This is a genomic window from Candidatus Phycosocius spiralis (genome assembly GCF_030158815.1).
In the GTDB taxonomy this organism is placed as follows: Bacteria; Pseudomonadota; Alphaproteobacteria; order Caulobacterales; family Aquidulcibacteraceae; genus Aquidulcibacter; species Aquidulcibacter spiralis.
This window is the reverse complement of sequence record NZ_BPFZ01000002.1, coordinates 194,306-208,942: the sequence shown is the minus strand read 5'-3', so window position 1 is coordinate 208,942 and position 14,637 is coordinate 194,306. Positions and strand designations below refer to the sequence as shown.

Sequence of the window (14,637 nt, the reverse complement as noted above, 5' to 3'; positions counted from 1 at the left end):
ATTAACGCAAGCGCCCGATTAAGCCTCGGCGTTTGCGCCAATCCTGCACCGATTGCCCCCACGCATTAACCGTGTGGACATCCAAGGGTTCCGGCATGCGGGTTGGCCCCAGATTGATTGAGCCAAGGCTGGCGGCGAGTGCTTCGGAAGGCTTATTGTTGGGATCGATGATGTGAATAATCTGCGTCCAACCTAAGTGATCAAACGCCCAATCCATGGCGGCGGATGCAGCTTCAAGCCCATACCCTTTGCCCGTTGCGTAGGGCGCTAAACCCCAGCCAACTTCCGTTCCAGGCCAACCCTCGGGCATCCATGGTCCAACGCGACCTAGCCACTCCCCGTCTGGCGGTCCAAGACTGAGAACATAGAAAAGCCCCTCAATGACCAAGACCCCGTTATGGCCGCAAGTTGGCGCCAAGCCATCGACGCAGAGAGCGCCCCACCAATAAATTTCACATGATCGCCGTCGGCCATCATCAGGGCAAAAGCAGGAAAGTCCTCTTGGGTTGGCGGTCGCAAAATCAACCGCTGTGTCACAAGAGTGGGTCCGATTGCCATGATCAGGCTAAGGAGGGATCAATCTCTTTACATGCCGCCAACAAGCCATTGACCGCTGCAATGGACTTGGCCCACATTTCTTTTTCGTGGGCGTCCATCGGGAATTCAATCACGCTCTCAATCCCGCCAGCACCGATCACGGCTGGCACACCCACATACATGTCCTTAATGCCATATTGGCCGGTCAGGTGGCAGGCGCAGGCCAAAACGCGTTTTTTGTCCTTTAGATAAGAAGTAGCCATCGCAATGGCGCTTTCGGCAGGCGCATAGAAAGCCGAACCGGTTTTTAGGAGGGCAACAATTTCGCCACCCCCGCCACGGGTCCGCTTAACAATGGCATCGAGTTGTTCTTGGCTGATTTTGCCTTGCTCAACCAACAGTGGCAAAGGCAGACCGCCAACGGTGGAATAGCGCACCATCGGCACCATATCATCGCCATGCCCTCCCAAGGTCCAAGCATGGATGTCCTCAACTGCGACTTTAAAGTGCTCCGCCAAGAACCAGCGAAACCGTGCACTATCGAGCACCCCAGCCATGCCACACACCATGTGATGCGGCAGGCCCGAAAACTCCCGCAACGCCCATACCATGGCATCAAGTGGGTTGGTGATGCAGATGACAAATGCATGAGGGGCGTATGTCTTAATCCCTTCTCCGACCGCTTTCATGACTTTCAAATTGATACCAATCAGATCATCGCGGCTCATACCTGGTTTGCGCGGCACGCCAGCGGTGACAATGCATACATCTGCCCCGGCAATATCGGCATAATCATTCGCGCCCTTGATATCGATATCTGAACCAAAAATCGGGCTGGCTTCATCGATATCAAGCGCTTTGCCCTGTGGCACGCCTTCTGCAATATCAAACAGAATAATGTCACCCAATTCTTCGCGCGCAGCAATATGGGCCAAGGTGCCGCCAATCATGCCCGCACCGATCAGAGCGATTTTTTTCCGAGCCATCTGTGCTTCCCCTCATATAGAGCTAATATGTTCCCCATGGGCTCTAGCGTGTGTTTGAATGCACTGCAATGTGAGTGGTCCAGCAATGGTGTGACCGTTGATATGCGGCTAATGCGCTATGCGGCAATTTTTGCCCGTTAAGGTAGGCTACTGGGCAGTGTTTACCAGAATGGCTGAGCTTTATCCACAAGAGTTATTCGATAAATTCAAATAAAACAATTGCATAGATAAAGTATTCCAGTGGCACGCCCTTTGCTGAACATAAGCTTGAATGCGGCCTGAGTAAAAGCCCATGCGCAATCGCCGCCAAAAATGGCAGGAGGAATGATAGCAGATGTCTAATAGCGTTCATACTAACGTGGGTGCAATGGTTGCGCTCCAAAACCTGAACACAACTTCCCGCGATCTAAATGTAGCGCAAAATCGGATCAGCACTGGCTTTAAGGTTGCGACAGCCAAGGATAATGGTGCGACCTATAATATCGCACAAAATCAACGCAGCGAAAATTTAGCTTATGATGCTGTTTCTGAAGGTCTCTATCGCGCGAAATCCATTGCAGACGTTGCGCTTGCAGCGGGTACAGCTTTATCTGACCTCTTTACTTCGATGCGCCAGCATGCTTTGGCGGCATCTGACACTTCCATTTCAGCTGTCAGCCGTAAAGCCTATGATGATGATTTCAAAGCTTTGCGCGACCAAGTGCCGTCCATCATCGCCAATGCTGTCTTTGATGGGGCCAATATCTTAGGCGGTGGCTCGGACTTAGAGTTTTTGGCCAATTCGACCGCTAGCGAGAAAATAACACTGCCAACTTTAGACCTTCGCTTGGCCACAGGAGCTGGAACCACCCCTGCCGTCCCTGCAGCGGATGTTTATGTTGGTGCCACTTCAGACCTATCCACCGCGGCATTAGCCGCCACATCACGTGATCAGGTGGTCGCATCATTGAATTATATCAATAGTGAGCTAGCTCGCTTAGGTGCTACGGCCAAACGAATTGATAATCACGCAATCTTTGTCTCCAAACTGCAAGACGCCATCACCAGTGGCATCGGCAATATGGTGGATGCTGATCTGGCCAAGGAAAGTGCACGATTACAATCGCTGCAAGTCAAACAGCAATTGGGTACACAAGCGCTCTCGATCGCCAATCAAGCCCCGCAGGGCATTTTATCTCTGTTCCGGAATTAATGGAGCATGAATTCAATCATGACGCAGCAAAAGCTTCTTAAATCAAATCGATCTCGACCCTCGTTCCCATCGTGGAGTTTAAGAAGGGGTGATTGGGTTGAATCCAATTTTTTACCAATATTCTTAGTTAGTTACTCAAACAATACAAAGTCTCACCTGTATCATTCAGGGGTCACTCTTAGACCAGCCATGTCACCTGAGAGACTGATTATCACAAGAGAGAGAACAAGCCATGTCGAGTAGTGTTCACACAAATATGGGGGCAATGGTTGCTCTCCAAAATTTGAACAAGACCAATCGCGAATTGGAAGGGATTCAAACTCGTATCAATACGGGTTTCAAAATCTCTGAAGCCAGAGACAATGGCGCTGTTTACAATATCGCTCAGCAACAACGCTCTGAAGATTCCACTTATGATGCGGTCCGTACGAGTTTGAACCGTGCCAAATCCATCGCGGATGTGGCACTGGCAGCGGGTGCGCAGATCTCCGATATTTTTGCACAGATGCGCCAAAAAGCAGTTGCTGCTTCAGACACTTCGATCACGGCAGTTTCGCGCGCCGCTTATAACAATGAATTCATCCAGTTGCGCGATCAAATTGCATCTGTTATCGCAAATGCATCTTTTGATGAGGCGAATGCACTCAATGGCGGTGATGCGACACCAGCTACCAAATATGATTTCTTAGCCAATTCAACAGGCACTCTAACTGTTGCCTTGCCGATCATTGATCTCCGCTTGACAACGGGAGCAGGTGGAACCCCTGCTTCACCAGCGACAGATGTTTATTTGGGAACAACCGATGTGCTCGACACTGCCGCTAATTCTGCCTTGGTGCGTGATCGGCTCGTTGCTTCGCTGGAATATGTGAATACTGAAATCGCTCGCTTAGCAGCATCAGCAAAACGCATAGAAAATCATGAGTTATTTGTAAGTAAGCTGCAGGACAGTATCAAAGGAGGGATTGGCTATCTGGTGGATGCTGATCTTGCAGTGGAATCTGCCCGCTTACAGGCAACTCAAGTCAAGCAACAATTAGGTACCCAAGCTCTTTCCATTGCCAACCAAGCACCTCAAGCCATCTTGAGCCTGTTTAGAAACTAACACCAACCAAAGACTAAGCTAGGCGAACGAAGCTATCGATGACCTTCTTCTCGCCTGATTTTTCGAAGGCGATGGTGAGTTTGGAGCCCTCGACATGGGCGACCAAGCCGTAGCCAAATTTATCGTGGAAGATGCGTTGGCCAAGTTTGTATTTGGCGTCGCCAGCACCGGTTTTAGCAACCAGCTTGGCCTCGCCATCCACAATCGGTCCCCCAAAACCCTTTGCTGCGGTTAAGCCACCCTTCTTAAGCGCGTGAGCTGCCTGTGCCCGCTTCCAGCCGGGGCTTTCATACCCAGCGTTAAAGCCATCCCCAGGCGGGGTCGAGAGTGGACCATAGGCATTAAATCGCGCTTCAGCCGCCCCAATAGCCTGAGTGAAATAGCCGGTATCTGAGACCGCATCGACATGTCCATCTGGCAATTCATCGATAAAGCGACTGGGTAAAACACTCGCCCAACGGCCATAGATTTGTCGGTTGGCAGCAAAGCTGATGCGCGCACTTTCACGCGCCCGTGTTAGCCCGACATAGGCCAAGCGGCGCTCCTCTTCTAAAGCTTTATCGCCCTTTTCATCCAAAGCGCGCTTGGAGGGAAACACTTCTTCTTCCCAACCCGGCAAAAACACCAAAGGCCATTCAAGCCCTTTGGCGGCGTGAAGGGTTAGAATCTGAACGCCGTCTCCTGCCTCAGCACGGTCCAAATCCATAACCAATTCAATATGTTCTAAATAGGCTGCCAGCGTATCAAACAGGCCCATCGAACGCACCAATTCCTTAAGATTATCGAGGCGCGATACCGACTGGGGGTTTTTGTCGGCTTTAAGCATGTCGGTATAGCCGCTTTCATCTAGGATCATTTCAGCAAGCTCAGTATGGGGCAGCTCAAGGGCCTTTTTGCGCCAATGTTCTAGCTGGTTGATAAAGCGGGTTAGGCCCGTGCGCGCCTGACCTTTGAGTTCATCACTGCCCAAAAGGTCCTTGGCCATGGTAACAAGGGGCACCCCTGCCAGCCGCGCGGCAGCACTAAGTCGCTGCACACTTGTATCACCTATGCCGCGCTTGGGCACATTGACGATGCGCTCAAACGCCAAATCATCGTCCAAAGAACGCACCAACCGGAAATAAGCATGCGCATCGCGGATTTCGGCGCGTTCAAAAAAGCGTGGGCCGCCTATCACTCGATACGGGATTTGCAGCATCAAGAAGCGCTCCTCAAAGGCGCGCATCTGCCACGATGCCCGCACCAGAACCGCGCCTTCGCCATAGCGACGACCGCTACGTCGCCATTGTTCAATATCGTCAGCAATTAGGCGCGCTTCGGCTTCCCCATCCCAGAGGCCGCGTACCAATACCCGTTCACCATCGGGCATTTTTGTCCATAATGTCTTGCCAAGCCGGTTTTTATTAGAGCTGATTAAATGGCTGGCAGCGGCCAATATATGGGGGGTTGAGCGGTAATTTCGTTCCAAACGGACAATCGTGGCACCAGGAAAATCGTGCTCGAAGCGCAGAATATTATCCACCTCTGCCCCGCGCCATCCATAAATCGACTGATCGTCATCACCAACGACACAGAGATTTTTATGTTGCTGCGCCAAGAGACGGAGCCAAAGATATTGGGCGACATTGGTGTCTTGATACTCATCAACCAAAATAAATTTAAATCGGGTCTGATATTGGTTCAGCACATCAGCTTGGTTTAAAAAAAGACTGATTGTCTCCAACAATAAGTCACCAAAATCCACGCAATTGAGGATTTTAAGCCGTGCTTGATAGAGGGCATAGAGTTTGGCACCCTTGCCATTGGCAAACAAGAATGCCTGATCTGTGGGTACTTTATCGGGTGTTAGTGCGCGGTTTTTCCAACCTTCAATCAAGCTCGCCAAGAAACGCGGTGTCCAGCGCTTTTGGTCTAGCCCTTCAGATTCGATGACTTGTTTGAGCAAGCGGATTTGATCATCTGTGTCTAGAATGGTGAAACTGGGTTTAAGCCCCACCAGCTCTGCGTGTTGACGCAAAATCATCGCACTGGTTGAATGGAATGTTCCAAGCCAGCGTAGCCCTTCGCCTACTGGACCGATCAGTCTTTGGGTACGCTCGCGCATTTCACGCGCGGCCTTATTGGTGAAGGTTACCGCCAATATCTCCCATGGCTTAGCCCGCCCAGTCACCAGGAGCTGCGCGAGCCTTGAAGTGAGTACCTTGGTTTTCCCAGTGCCCGCCCCCGACAGAACAAGCACAGGACCATCTAGTGTTTCGACCGCTTGGCGCTGACGTTCATTGAGGTCCAGCATCCATGGAAACTCGCCCGCTACAGCGCTTAGACCAAGCGGTTGAGCCATCGCGCGTTGTGAAATCGTAAGGGGGGATTCACTGGACATGGTATGATTCGCTAAGTTAGAACGATAAGCGAACATAGAGCGTCAGCTTGGTTTTGTCGCCTGGTTCGCGCAATCGGTACAATTAGACAATGTTATTGGTCTGGGATTTGCCATAATCAGGGTTAAGATTGTGATGATGAAGTCTAAAATTTCCATACTTTATCGTGTTGGTCTCGCCCTTGGGTTGGGGTTTTTTTATGGCCCAAGCTACGCCCAGCGCACTGCCATAATTGAATCCAATGCGTTACAAGAAATTGGGCCCTGGGGGGCATCGGCTTTACCGTTTGGGCTTGCACCAATGAGCAGCGATCAATGGCAAGGCGCGGATCCAAGCACTTTGGCTTATGCTTTAGATAAGATCGGTCCAGATTTGCGTTTTGTCTCACTCCAGCGTCTGGTGAGACAGGCCGTGTTTTCAGGGGCTTCGGCTCCAGTGGACGATGCAGGTCTTGCACAAGGCCGCTTTCTGGCAGCTATGCGTTTGGGGCCAGCTGACGCCGCAGGTCAACTTTTAAAGAACGTACCACGCTTAACCTCCAAACTTGATCTTGCAGCGCTGGCGATTGATGCAGCTTTTCGTCAAGGCCATAGCGAAGAGGCGTGTGGTCTTTTCAATGCCGTCGCATCCGATCACAATAGTGCGGCCCTTGAGAACGCACTTTGGCTTGAAATACGGGCTACCTGCTACGCGCTCAATGGCGAGGTCGCGGCAGCCAATTTATCGGCGGATCTGGCAAAAACGCGTGGTCAAGGCGATGTGTGGTTAGGACGGGTGATTGCTGCAACTTCTGGCGCCGTGACCAATCCACCCCCGTTTCGCGCCGATAGTGGCCGGACACTGGCCTTGAGCATGAAAGCGGGCTTGAAACTGCCAAAAGGGCTGGCCCAAACAAGTGATCCCGCTACCCTCGCTGCCATACTCGCGTGGCCTGACTTCGCACAACAATTGCCAGTCGAAGAAAAAAATGCACTTCTGCGACGAGTCGCTGAAACGGGCCTTGCTACCGCTGCCCAAGAAGACAGCCTGCGTCCAAGTATGCCACCTGCGCCACCTGCGCAACCCGAAACTGAGTTGTCCCAGTCACCCCAAGTTGACGCAACCGCTTTAGCCCTCGCCACCCAATGGGGCCAAAGACTGACGCGGGCGACGACCGCTCAATCGCGCGCTCTGGAAGCGCGGCTTAGCTTGGACGATGTGCGTAATCTTGCCCAATCAATGCCACAAGCTCTCACCCCTCAATTGGTAACCATTTTGGTGGAAGGGGCTCTATGGGCTGGGGATGCTAAATTGGCCCGCCTCATGGCCGATCAAAGTGGCACAACCTTGTCGCCGCGCATCCAGCTCGTCATGGCGTTGGAGGATCCGATAACGGGGGATCAGCCGGTGCAACGCCACATCGAGGTTGCAAAAACTATCAACATGCAACGTCAAGCGGTACGTGATGCCTTGATGGTTTGGTCCGCAGGCTTGGCCACCCCCAGGGGCAGCGTCGCTCTTTTGCGCCCAGGCCTGCCAGAGACGCGGGGCGGGCAAACGGGCATGCGCATTGCCCTTAATTGGGCGGCCGCACGGGGCTCAAAAGGGGAAGTAGCACTTCTGGTTGGCCTTGCCTTACAAGGTCTTGAGCCCGCAAGTGTGGATGCAGAAACGATGGCAGCCGCTCTTTCAGCCCTTCGTGATGTCGGCCTTGGCGCCAGCGCACAAGCACTGGCGCGTGAATATTTACTGGCCCTTGAGGGCGTGCTACCGACCAAGGCGCCAGCCAAAGCGACGACCACTTCAGAGCCGGCCAGGCCGGTACAAACCCCCAATCTAAAGCCTGCATCGGCCCCAAAGCCCACTTCAACATCAAAACCCCAATGGGCCCCGCCAAAGTGAATCATTTTATTGAGGCCTTTTTGGAAATGATCGGGGTAGAGCGTGGCGCGGCCCGCAATACTTTGGAAGCTTATCGGCGCGACCTGTTGGATTATACCGACTTTATCGCCAGACGGCATGTACTGATTGACCAAGCAGGGTTTGACGATATTGAAGCCTATGCCCGCGATCTCAACCTGCGTGGCCTAACCGGGCCGACCATCGCACGCCGGCGCGCGGCCCTGCGCCAGTTTTATCGGTTTGCCCAGCTTGAAGGCTGGCGCAGCGATGATCCAACCCAGCGCTGGGACGGGCCTAAGCGTGTCCGCTCATTGCCTAAAACCGCAGAGATCAGCGAAGTAGAAGCGCTGCTAGGTGCTGCTGCGGCGCTTAAGGGGTGGAAAGCCGCTAGGGCAATTTGTCTGCTTGAATTGGTTTATGGCTGTGGTCTTCGCGTAAGTGAGCTTGTAGGCCTACCGATGCGCGGCTTGCCCAAGTCCGGTGTTGGGGCGATGATTGTGAAGGGCAAGGGCGGCAAAGAACGGCTAGTCCCGCTTGGCCGCTCCGCACAAGCTGCCTTGGATGTCTGGTTAAAGCACCGTCATCAAAGCTTGCCGAAAGCCACATTAAGCATAGCAGATCCATTCGTGTTCCCAGCCAAAGGTAAAGCAGGCCATCTGGGCCGGCGGGAATTTGCTCGGCTGCTCGATGATTTATGCGTGGCTGGCGGCCTTGATCCCAAAAAAATGAGCCCGCACGTTTTGCGCCATGCTTTTGCGACACATCTGGTTGAGGGCGGAGCGGACTTGCGCACGGTGCAAGTGATGTTGGGCCACGCTGATATTGCCACCACGCAAATCTATACCCATGTTGCGAACTCCCGCTTAACCAGTCTGATCGAACAAAACCACCCACTGGCAAAGCGCAAACGCTAACATAGCCTCCCGCATGATTTAGGTTCCCTCTTGCCAGCCGGGTTATTTGGGCCAGAGGGGGGATTAAAAGCGCAATGCCCTTAAGCCGCCGTCTCTTACATGAAGGCACATACCACGTAAGCCTTCGAATTCGGAGGAGGACATTGTCGCGTTTGACCATTCATAGGTGGGAGCATGTCGAGGGGGGCGGCGCGCAGACCTAGGCCCGACGGGCAGTCTTCAAGATTTTATAGGCCTTAACCACTGCATTAAGCCTTGTTTCGGCGCTACGGTCCCCGCCATTTGAGTCTGGATGGTATTGGCGTACCAAGGCTGCATAGGTAGAGCGAACCTTCGCATTGTCGGCATGAGCATCAAGGCCCAGCGTATCAAGCGCTTTAAGAACAGGAGCTGTCGGGCGGGCGGGCTGCGCCGAAGATTGAGGGTGGGAAGAGGCCCCACGTCGTTTAGACATGGTATTAAACAGGTTAATCGGCTCTTCGCCAGCAGCCACTCTTTTGAAGACATGAGCGTCGGGGGAATTGGCACTGGCCCTGAATGTCCAAGTTGGCCGCCCGCCATGGGCAGCGGCTTGACGGTGGGCTTGGGCATCATCCTCACTCATACCTTCAAAGAAGTTCCAATTCTTGTTGTAAAGGGCGGCATGCTTTTCACAAAAATGCCAGATTTCACCTGGATTATCCCGGCTTTTAGGCGCACGGCAGGTCGCTTCGGCCCCACAGCCATCATGCTCGCACATTTGAATGTCGGGATTGATTTTGACTACGGGCGGCTTGCGCACTCGTATGTCGACAAATTTGGGGCGATAGGAGAATTGATCTGTCATAAGGATTCCAATATGCGATCGACCGCAGCGTGAGACAAGGAGGAATGACCGATGGGTCCTATTCAATTGCAGATGCGTAAAAAGTTAATAGACGCCTTTGCCCCTTTATTCTTGGAAATCACCGACGAGAGTGCCAGACATGCAAGCCATATAGGTGCCAAGTTACATGCTGCCAAGCAGGGTGGGGCGTCTGTGGTAAGTGGTGAGACGCACTTCAGCATTCATATGATTAGTGCAGCATTTGAGGGCCAAAGCCTCGTTGCGCGGCAACGCGCTATCTATCAGGTGCTGGCAGAGGAATTGTCTGGCCCTGTCCATGCCCTTTCCTTAAAAGCCGAACCTCCGCTAGATAACTGGCCTGTTCAAGCTTCATAATCGGGCTCAGGCTTGATGAAGGGCGCTGTTTCATCTTCCTCATCTGTGACCATAATTTTGTCAGCAGCTGGAAGCGCTTGGGCTAAAATGAAGAGACCCAAAAAGGCGGAGATTACAGATCCCGCATAGACACCTAGGCGCGTAGGCGTTGCCAGACTTGGGTCTTTGAAAGCAAGCGCGCCAATGAAGAGGCTCATGGTAAAGCCAATTCCAGCCAAACAGGCGATACCCAATAACTGAAACATGCTTCCTGGCAATTTTGCTTTCATCAATGTCGCAGCCAGCAAGCTTGTAGCCAAAATACCCAAAGGCTTGCCCATCATCAGCCCAAAGCCAGCTCCAAGGGTAATTGGGTGGGTGAAATAAGCGTGTAACCCTGATAATTCTACCCCAGCAAAGGCAAAGGCAAATAACGGCATAATGCCAAAAAGAACCCATGGCCGCAGCGAATGTTCGGCTCTAAGTAAAGGGGATTGGCCATAGGCATCATGCAAGGGTATACACGACCCAACCAGCACACCCGCCAAGGTGCCACTAACCCCGCTTTGGTGCAGAAAAACCCATAATACAACACCAAGTAAGATATAAGCCGTAATTGATTTTACCTTGAAATGATTGATCAACAACAAAAATCCCATGACCACGCCAGCTTGCATAAGATGCAGGCTGATCAAATGTTCGGTGTAAAAAACTGCCACTATAACAATAGCGCCCAGATCATCGACGACAGCAACTGCAAGAAGAAACGCTTTGAGGGCAGGAGGTACACGCTTACCCAATAGAGACAGGACACCAAGCGCAAAAGCAATATCGGTTGCAGCGGGTATCGCCCATCCATGTCCATAGCCGTCTGCCTTCGCAAAAAACAGGAAGATCATGGCCGGCACAGCCATGCCTCCAATCGCTGCCATTATGGGCAAAGCCGCAGCTGCTGGATTTGATAATTGCCCTTCCAAGATTTCGCGCTTGAGTTCCAAGCCGACGAATAAGAAAAAAACGGCCATCAGGCCATTTTTGATCCAATAGGCCAACTTCATCTCAATCCCGCCACCTGTTGGCCCAACTGTGATGTTGGTTTCTAAGATGGCATGATACAAGTCGGCCAAAGGTGAATTGACGATCAGCATTGCGCTGGCCGCCGCTGCCATTAATAAAACGCCGGGGATCGCCTCAACGGGCAAAAAATTATGTTTTTCAGGCTGTTGTGGCAATGAAGTCATCATAGTCTTTCACAGGTTTCATGGTTTATGTCCTATCCTGTTTTTTCGACAGACGGAAGTAGTCAAGTATTGGCTCAATGACTGAAGCAAAAGTCCATCCAATTTCGATCGCGCTGGATTTGCGGCATTTGGTTGCGCCGAAGGCGGTGGAAGGGTAAATAGAACCATGTTTGAAACCTCGCCATCACTTCTTGGGCCGCTGAAACGGACCGTGGCGCTAGTCGGGTTGATGGGAGCTGGAAAATCATCGGTTGGGCGTCGTTTGGCCAATCAATTGAATGTAGCGTTTAAAGACGCCGATGATGAGATCGTGATTGCGGCAGGGCGTCCGATTGCTGACATTTTTGCCGAACGGGGCGAACATGAGTTTCGCGCTGGAGAGCGACGGGTCATCGCTCGTATCCTTGAAGAACCACCCATGGTCTTGGCTACCGGAGGTGGAGCATTTATGAACCCAATTACGCGGGTGATGTTGCGACAGCGTGCAATCACGATTTGGCTGCGGGCTGATTTGGAGACCTTGGTGCGCCGCGTTTCCCGCCGTGTTGATCGACCCTTGTTGCGCAACGGTGACCCACGCCAGATTATGAAAATGCTGATGGCAGAGCGCTATCCGATCTATGCAGAAGCCGATTTAATCGTCGATTCTCGTGAAGGCCCACAATTCTTGACAGTTGAGGCGGTGATTGCGGCATTGCATGCTCATGGTGAGTTGGAGCCAACTACGTGACAGAAAGCATAGCTGTTGGGCTGGGCCAGCGTATGTATGATGTGCACCTTGGGGCAGGTATGTTGGCGCAAGCTGGGACCTTACTCCGCCCGCTGTTAAAGCGCCCCCGTCTTGCCATTGTTGCGGATGCGACCGTGTGGAACCTCCATGGCGAAATGTTTGCCCATAGTTTGCACAAGGCTGGTATCGCTTATAATGTGATTGAAATTCCCCCCGGTGAGGCCAGTAAAAGCTTTGTGGGTTTAGAGCATGTGATCGAAGCACTGTTGCAGCTCAAGCTAGAACGCGCAGATATGATTATTGCTTTTGGGGGTGGGGTAACCGGTGATTTGACAGGATTTGCTGCTGGTGTGATCAAGCGAGGCATTGATTTTGTACAGATACCCACGACATTGTTGGCGCAAGTGGATTCTTCGGTCGGCGGTAAAACCGCGATCAACACCGCTGCGGGTAAAAATCTGGTCGGTTTGTTTTGGCAACCACGAATGGTGCTTGCGGATTTAGATGTCTTGGCGACCCTGCCAGACCGTGATCGGCGCGCGGGATGGTCTGAAATTCTTAAAATTGGCTTACTCGGTGATCGCGCGTTCTTTGACTGGTGTCGCGCGCATACTACCGCTGCCCTTGCCGGGGATCAGCCACGGTTGGCTTATGCGATTGGCCAGTCGATACGTGCGAAAGCCAGAATTGTTGAACAAGATGAGAAAGAAGTCGGGGTGCGCGCATTACTTAACCTTGGGCATAGTTTTGCGCATGCTTTTGAAACTTGTGTTGGCTTTGATGAAGCAATTGTGCGCCATGGTGAAGCGGTTGGTTGTGGTTTGGCCATGGCGTTTCGCTTTTCCGCCCAACTAGGCCTCATTGCACAACAAGATGTCCACTTGGTGGAGCAGGCAATTGAAGCTTCGGGACTTGCAGCCTTTCCTGCCAATTTGGCAAGTGGGGCTTGGGACCCCCTTGCCCTCTTTGAAGCAATGACCCATGACAAAAAGAATGAAAATGGAGCTTTAACCCTTGTTTTGGTGCGCGCCATCGGGGAAGCCTTTGTTCAAAAAGGTGTCGATTCGAATACCGTTCAGGCATTTATACAAGAGGATGTGAAGCGTTGACTATGGATCCAAGCATCGTTGTAACGGCGATTTTTGTGACACTCTTAATTGGCCTTTCCGCCTTTTATTCAGCGGCAGAGACTTCAATAACCTCTTCATCGCGTGCCCGTATGTTCCAATTGGAAAAAGAAGGTGACAAGGGGGCTGCGCGCGTCAATAGATTAATCGAAAACCCAGACCGGTTGATCGGCTCGCTGTTATTGGGCAACAATTTTCTCAACACTTTGGCAGGTGCTCTGACCACTGCCCTTTTGGTGCAATTATTTGGTCAAGCCCCAACCACCATAGCTATTGCTACGGCACTGGTTACGGCGGTCGTTCTGATTTTTGCAGAAGTCATGCCCAAAACTTTTGCCTTTTCTTATCCTGAAGTTACAGCACGTTGGGTATCTTTGCCTGTGCAATGGTCGGTCACACTGCTTAGTCCAATCGTCGCTGCAGTGCGCTGGATCGTGCGGGCTACATTACAGATTTTTGGCGTCAAGCTGGATCGGGTAACCGATGAAGATGCAACCATGAAGGAAATTCGCGGGGCGATTGAACTGGGTAAGCACGAAGGTAATGTTGAAAAATCTGACCGGGACCGGGTTGCGGGCGTGCTTGATCTTGAAGAGCTCGACGTATCTGATGTGATGATCCACCGCAAGAATATGAAAACCATTGATTTAGCCTTGCCTCCGCGTGAAATTGTGATGCAGGTGCTACAAACCCAGCACTCGCGCCTGCCGCTGTATGAAGGGGATCAGGAAAACATTGTCGGCATTCTCCACGCTAAAGACCTGCTGCTTGCCATTGCCAATGCCCAAGGTGATCTTGACGATATTGACCTCAAAGCCATCATTCGGCCCCCTTGGTTTGTGCCAGATACCACGACTTTGAAAGAGCAATTGGAAGAGTTTCTCAAGCGCCGCAGCCACGTGGCTTGTGTGGTTGATGAATATGGGGCGCTGCAAGGTCTAGTAACGTTGGAGGATATACTTGAAGAGATCGTCGGCGAGATTGTCGATGAGCATGATATTGCCATTCAAGGGGTGCGGCCTCAACCCGATGGCTCAGTCAATGTAGATGGTGCGGTGCCGATCCGTGATTTGAACCGGGCTATGGATTGGAATTTGCCTGATGAAGAGGCTGTAACCATTGCGGGCTTGGTTATCCATGAAGCCCAAGCCATTCCAGACCCTGGTCAACGTTTTGCGTTTTACGGCTATCGCTTCCAAATCTTGCGCAAGCACCGCAATCAAATCCTTGCCATTCGCATTACTCCGGAGCTGAACCAAGCTCAAGAACAATAAGCCCACCAAAGAAAAGGGGCTACAGGCACCCTGCAACCCCTTCATTTCCTATTGAATTAGGATTTTTCCTCTAATCCAAAACAAAGCAATTT

At 52.0% G+C, this 14,637-nt stretch carries 12 protein-coding genes and 1 pseudogene; 8 read left to right on the top strand and 5 right to left on the bottom strand.

Going from position 1 to position 14,637, the window contains the following annotated elements; translation table 11 throughout:
• Nucleotide 1: 1 nt before the first annotated feature.
• Together PsB1_RS11835 and mdh are read right to left on the bottom strand one after the other, a co-directional pair.
• Nucleotides 2-474, bottom strand: a pseudogene (locus PsB1_RS11835) (GNAT family N-acetyltransferase).
• 86 nt (nt 475-560) lie between these two features.
• Entirely contained in the window at nt 561-1,523 is a 963-nt protein-coding gene (gene mdh / locus PsB1_RS02670; RefSeq protein ID WP_284358879.1) for a malate dehydrogenase, read from the bottom strand.
• Between the two features lie 334 nt (nt 1,524-1,857).
• Here mdh and PsB1_RS02665 point away from each other — a divergent pair, with 334 nt between their 5' ends.
• Together PsB1_RS02665 and PsB1_RS02660 are read left to right on the top strand one after the other, a co-directional pair.
• The gene (locus tag PsB1_RS02665; protein ID WP_284358878.1) at nt 1,858-2,715 is read left to right on the top strand and encodes a flagellin N-terminal helical domain-containing protein; all 858 of its coding nucleotides are present in this window, start codon (nt 1,858-1,860) and stop codon (nt 2,713-2,715) included.
• 232 nt (nt 2,716-2,947) lie between these two features.
• The gene (locus PsB1_RS02660; RefSeq protein ID WP_284358877.1) at nt 2,948-3,820 is read left to right on the top strand and encodes a flagellin; all 873 of its coding nucleotides are present in this window, start codon (nt 2,948-2,950) and stop codon (nt 3,818-3,820) included.
• A gap of 13 nt (nt 3,821-3,833) precedes the next feature.
• Here the strand turns inward: PsB1_RS02660 and PsB1_RS02655 are convergent, their stop codons facing one another.
• Entirely contained in the window at nt 3,834-6,200 is a 2,367-nt protein-coding gene (locus PsB1_RS02655) for an ATP-dependent helicase (RefSeq protein WP_420887865.1), read from the bottom strand.
• Between the two features lie 136 nt (nt 6,201-6,336).
• Here PsB1_RS02655 and PsB1_RS02650 point away from each other — a divergent pair, with 136 nt between their 5' ends.
• Both PsB1_RS02650 and PsB1_RS02645 read left to right on the top strand, forming a co-directional pair.
• Complete coding sequence (locus tag PsB1_RS02650) at nt 6,337-8,079, top strand: hypothetical protein (RefSeq protein ID WP_284358875.1); 1,743 nt, start codon at nt 6,337-6,339, stop codon at nt 8,077-8,079.
• Nucleotides 8,061-8,993: a tyrosine recombinase gene (locus tag PsB1_RS02645; protein WP_284358874.1), complete on the top strand. Its 933-nt coding sequence runs from the start codon at nt 8,061-8,063 to the stop codon at nt 8,991-8,993. Before PsB1_RS02650 ends, PsB1_RS02645 begins: the two co-directional genes overlap by 19 nt.
• 199 nt (nt 8,994-9,192) lie before the next feature.
• On the opposite strand, the gene PsB1_RS02640 is transcribed toward PsB1_RS02645, so the two are convergent.
• Nucleotides 9,193-9,819, bottom strand: coding sequence for a J domain-containing protein (locus PsB1_RS02640; protein WP_284358873.1), 627 nt, complete (start codon nt 9,817-9,819; stop codon nt 9,193-9,195).
• A gap of 51 nt (nt 9,820-9,870) precedes the next feature.
• Between PsB1_RS02640 and PsB1_RS02635 the strand changes: the two genes are divergently transcribed.
• Nucleotides 9,871-10,194: a BolA family protein gene (locus tag PsB1_RS02635; protein ID WP_284358871.1), complete on the top strand. Its 324-nt coding sequence runs from the start codon at nt 9,871-9,873 to the stop codon at nt 10,192-10,194.
• On the opposite strand, the gene nhaA is transcribed toward PsB1_RS02635, so the two are convergent.
• A complete protein-coding gene (gene nhaA / locus PsB1_RS02630; protein WP_284358870.1) occupies nt 10,182-11,417 on the bottom strand; it encodes a Na+/H+ antiporter NhaA in 1,236 nt (411 codons plus the stop codon). The two genes, PsB1_RS02635 and nhaA, sit on opposite strands and share 13 nt — an antisense overlap.
• Before the next feature lie 163 nt (nt 11,418-11,580).
• Here nhaA and PsB1_RS02625 point away from each other — a divergent pair, with 163 nt between their 5' ends.
• From PsB1_RS02625 to PsB1_RS02615, 3 genes are read left to right on the top strand one after another with little or no spacing between them, the layout of a single operon-like run.
• Nucleotides 11,581-12,144 carry a shikimate kinase gene (locus tag PsB1_RS02625; protein WP_284358868.1) on the top strand — a complete coding sequence of 188 codons (564 nt, stop codon included), beginning with the start codon at nt 11,581-11,583 and terminating at the stop codon, nt 12,142-12,144.
• The gene (gene aroB, locus PsB1_RS02620; RefSeq protein ID WP_284358866.1) at nt 12,141-13,253 is read left to right on the top strand and encodes a 3-dehydroquinate synthase; all 1,113 of its coding nucleotides are present in this window, start codon (nt 12,141-12,143) and stop codon (nt 13,251-13,253) included. The genes PsB1_RS02625 and aroB overlap by 4 nt, the downstream gene beginning before the upstream one ends.
• 2 nt (nt 13,254-13,255) lie before the next feature.
• Nucleotides 13,256-14,545, top strand: coding sequence for an HlyC/CorC family transporter (locus tag PsB1_RS02615; RefSeq protein ID WP_284358864.1), 1,290 nt, complete (start codon nt 13,256-13,258; stop codon nt 14,543-14,545).
• Nucleotides 14,546-14,637: the final 92 nt, after the last annotated feature.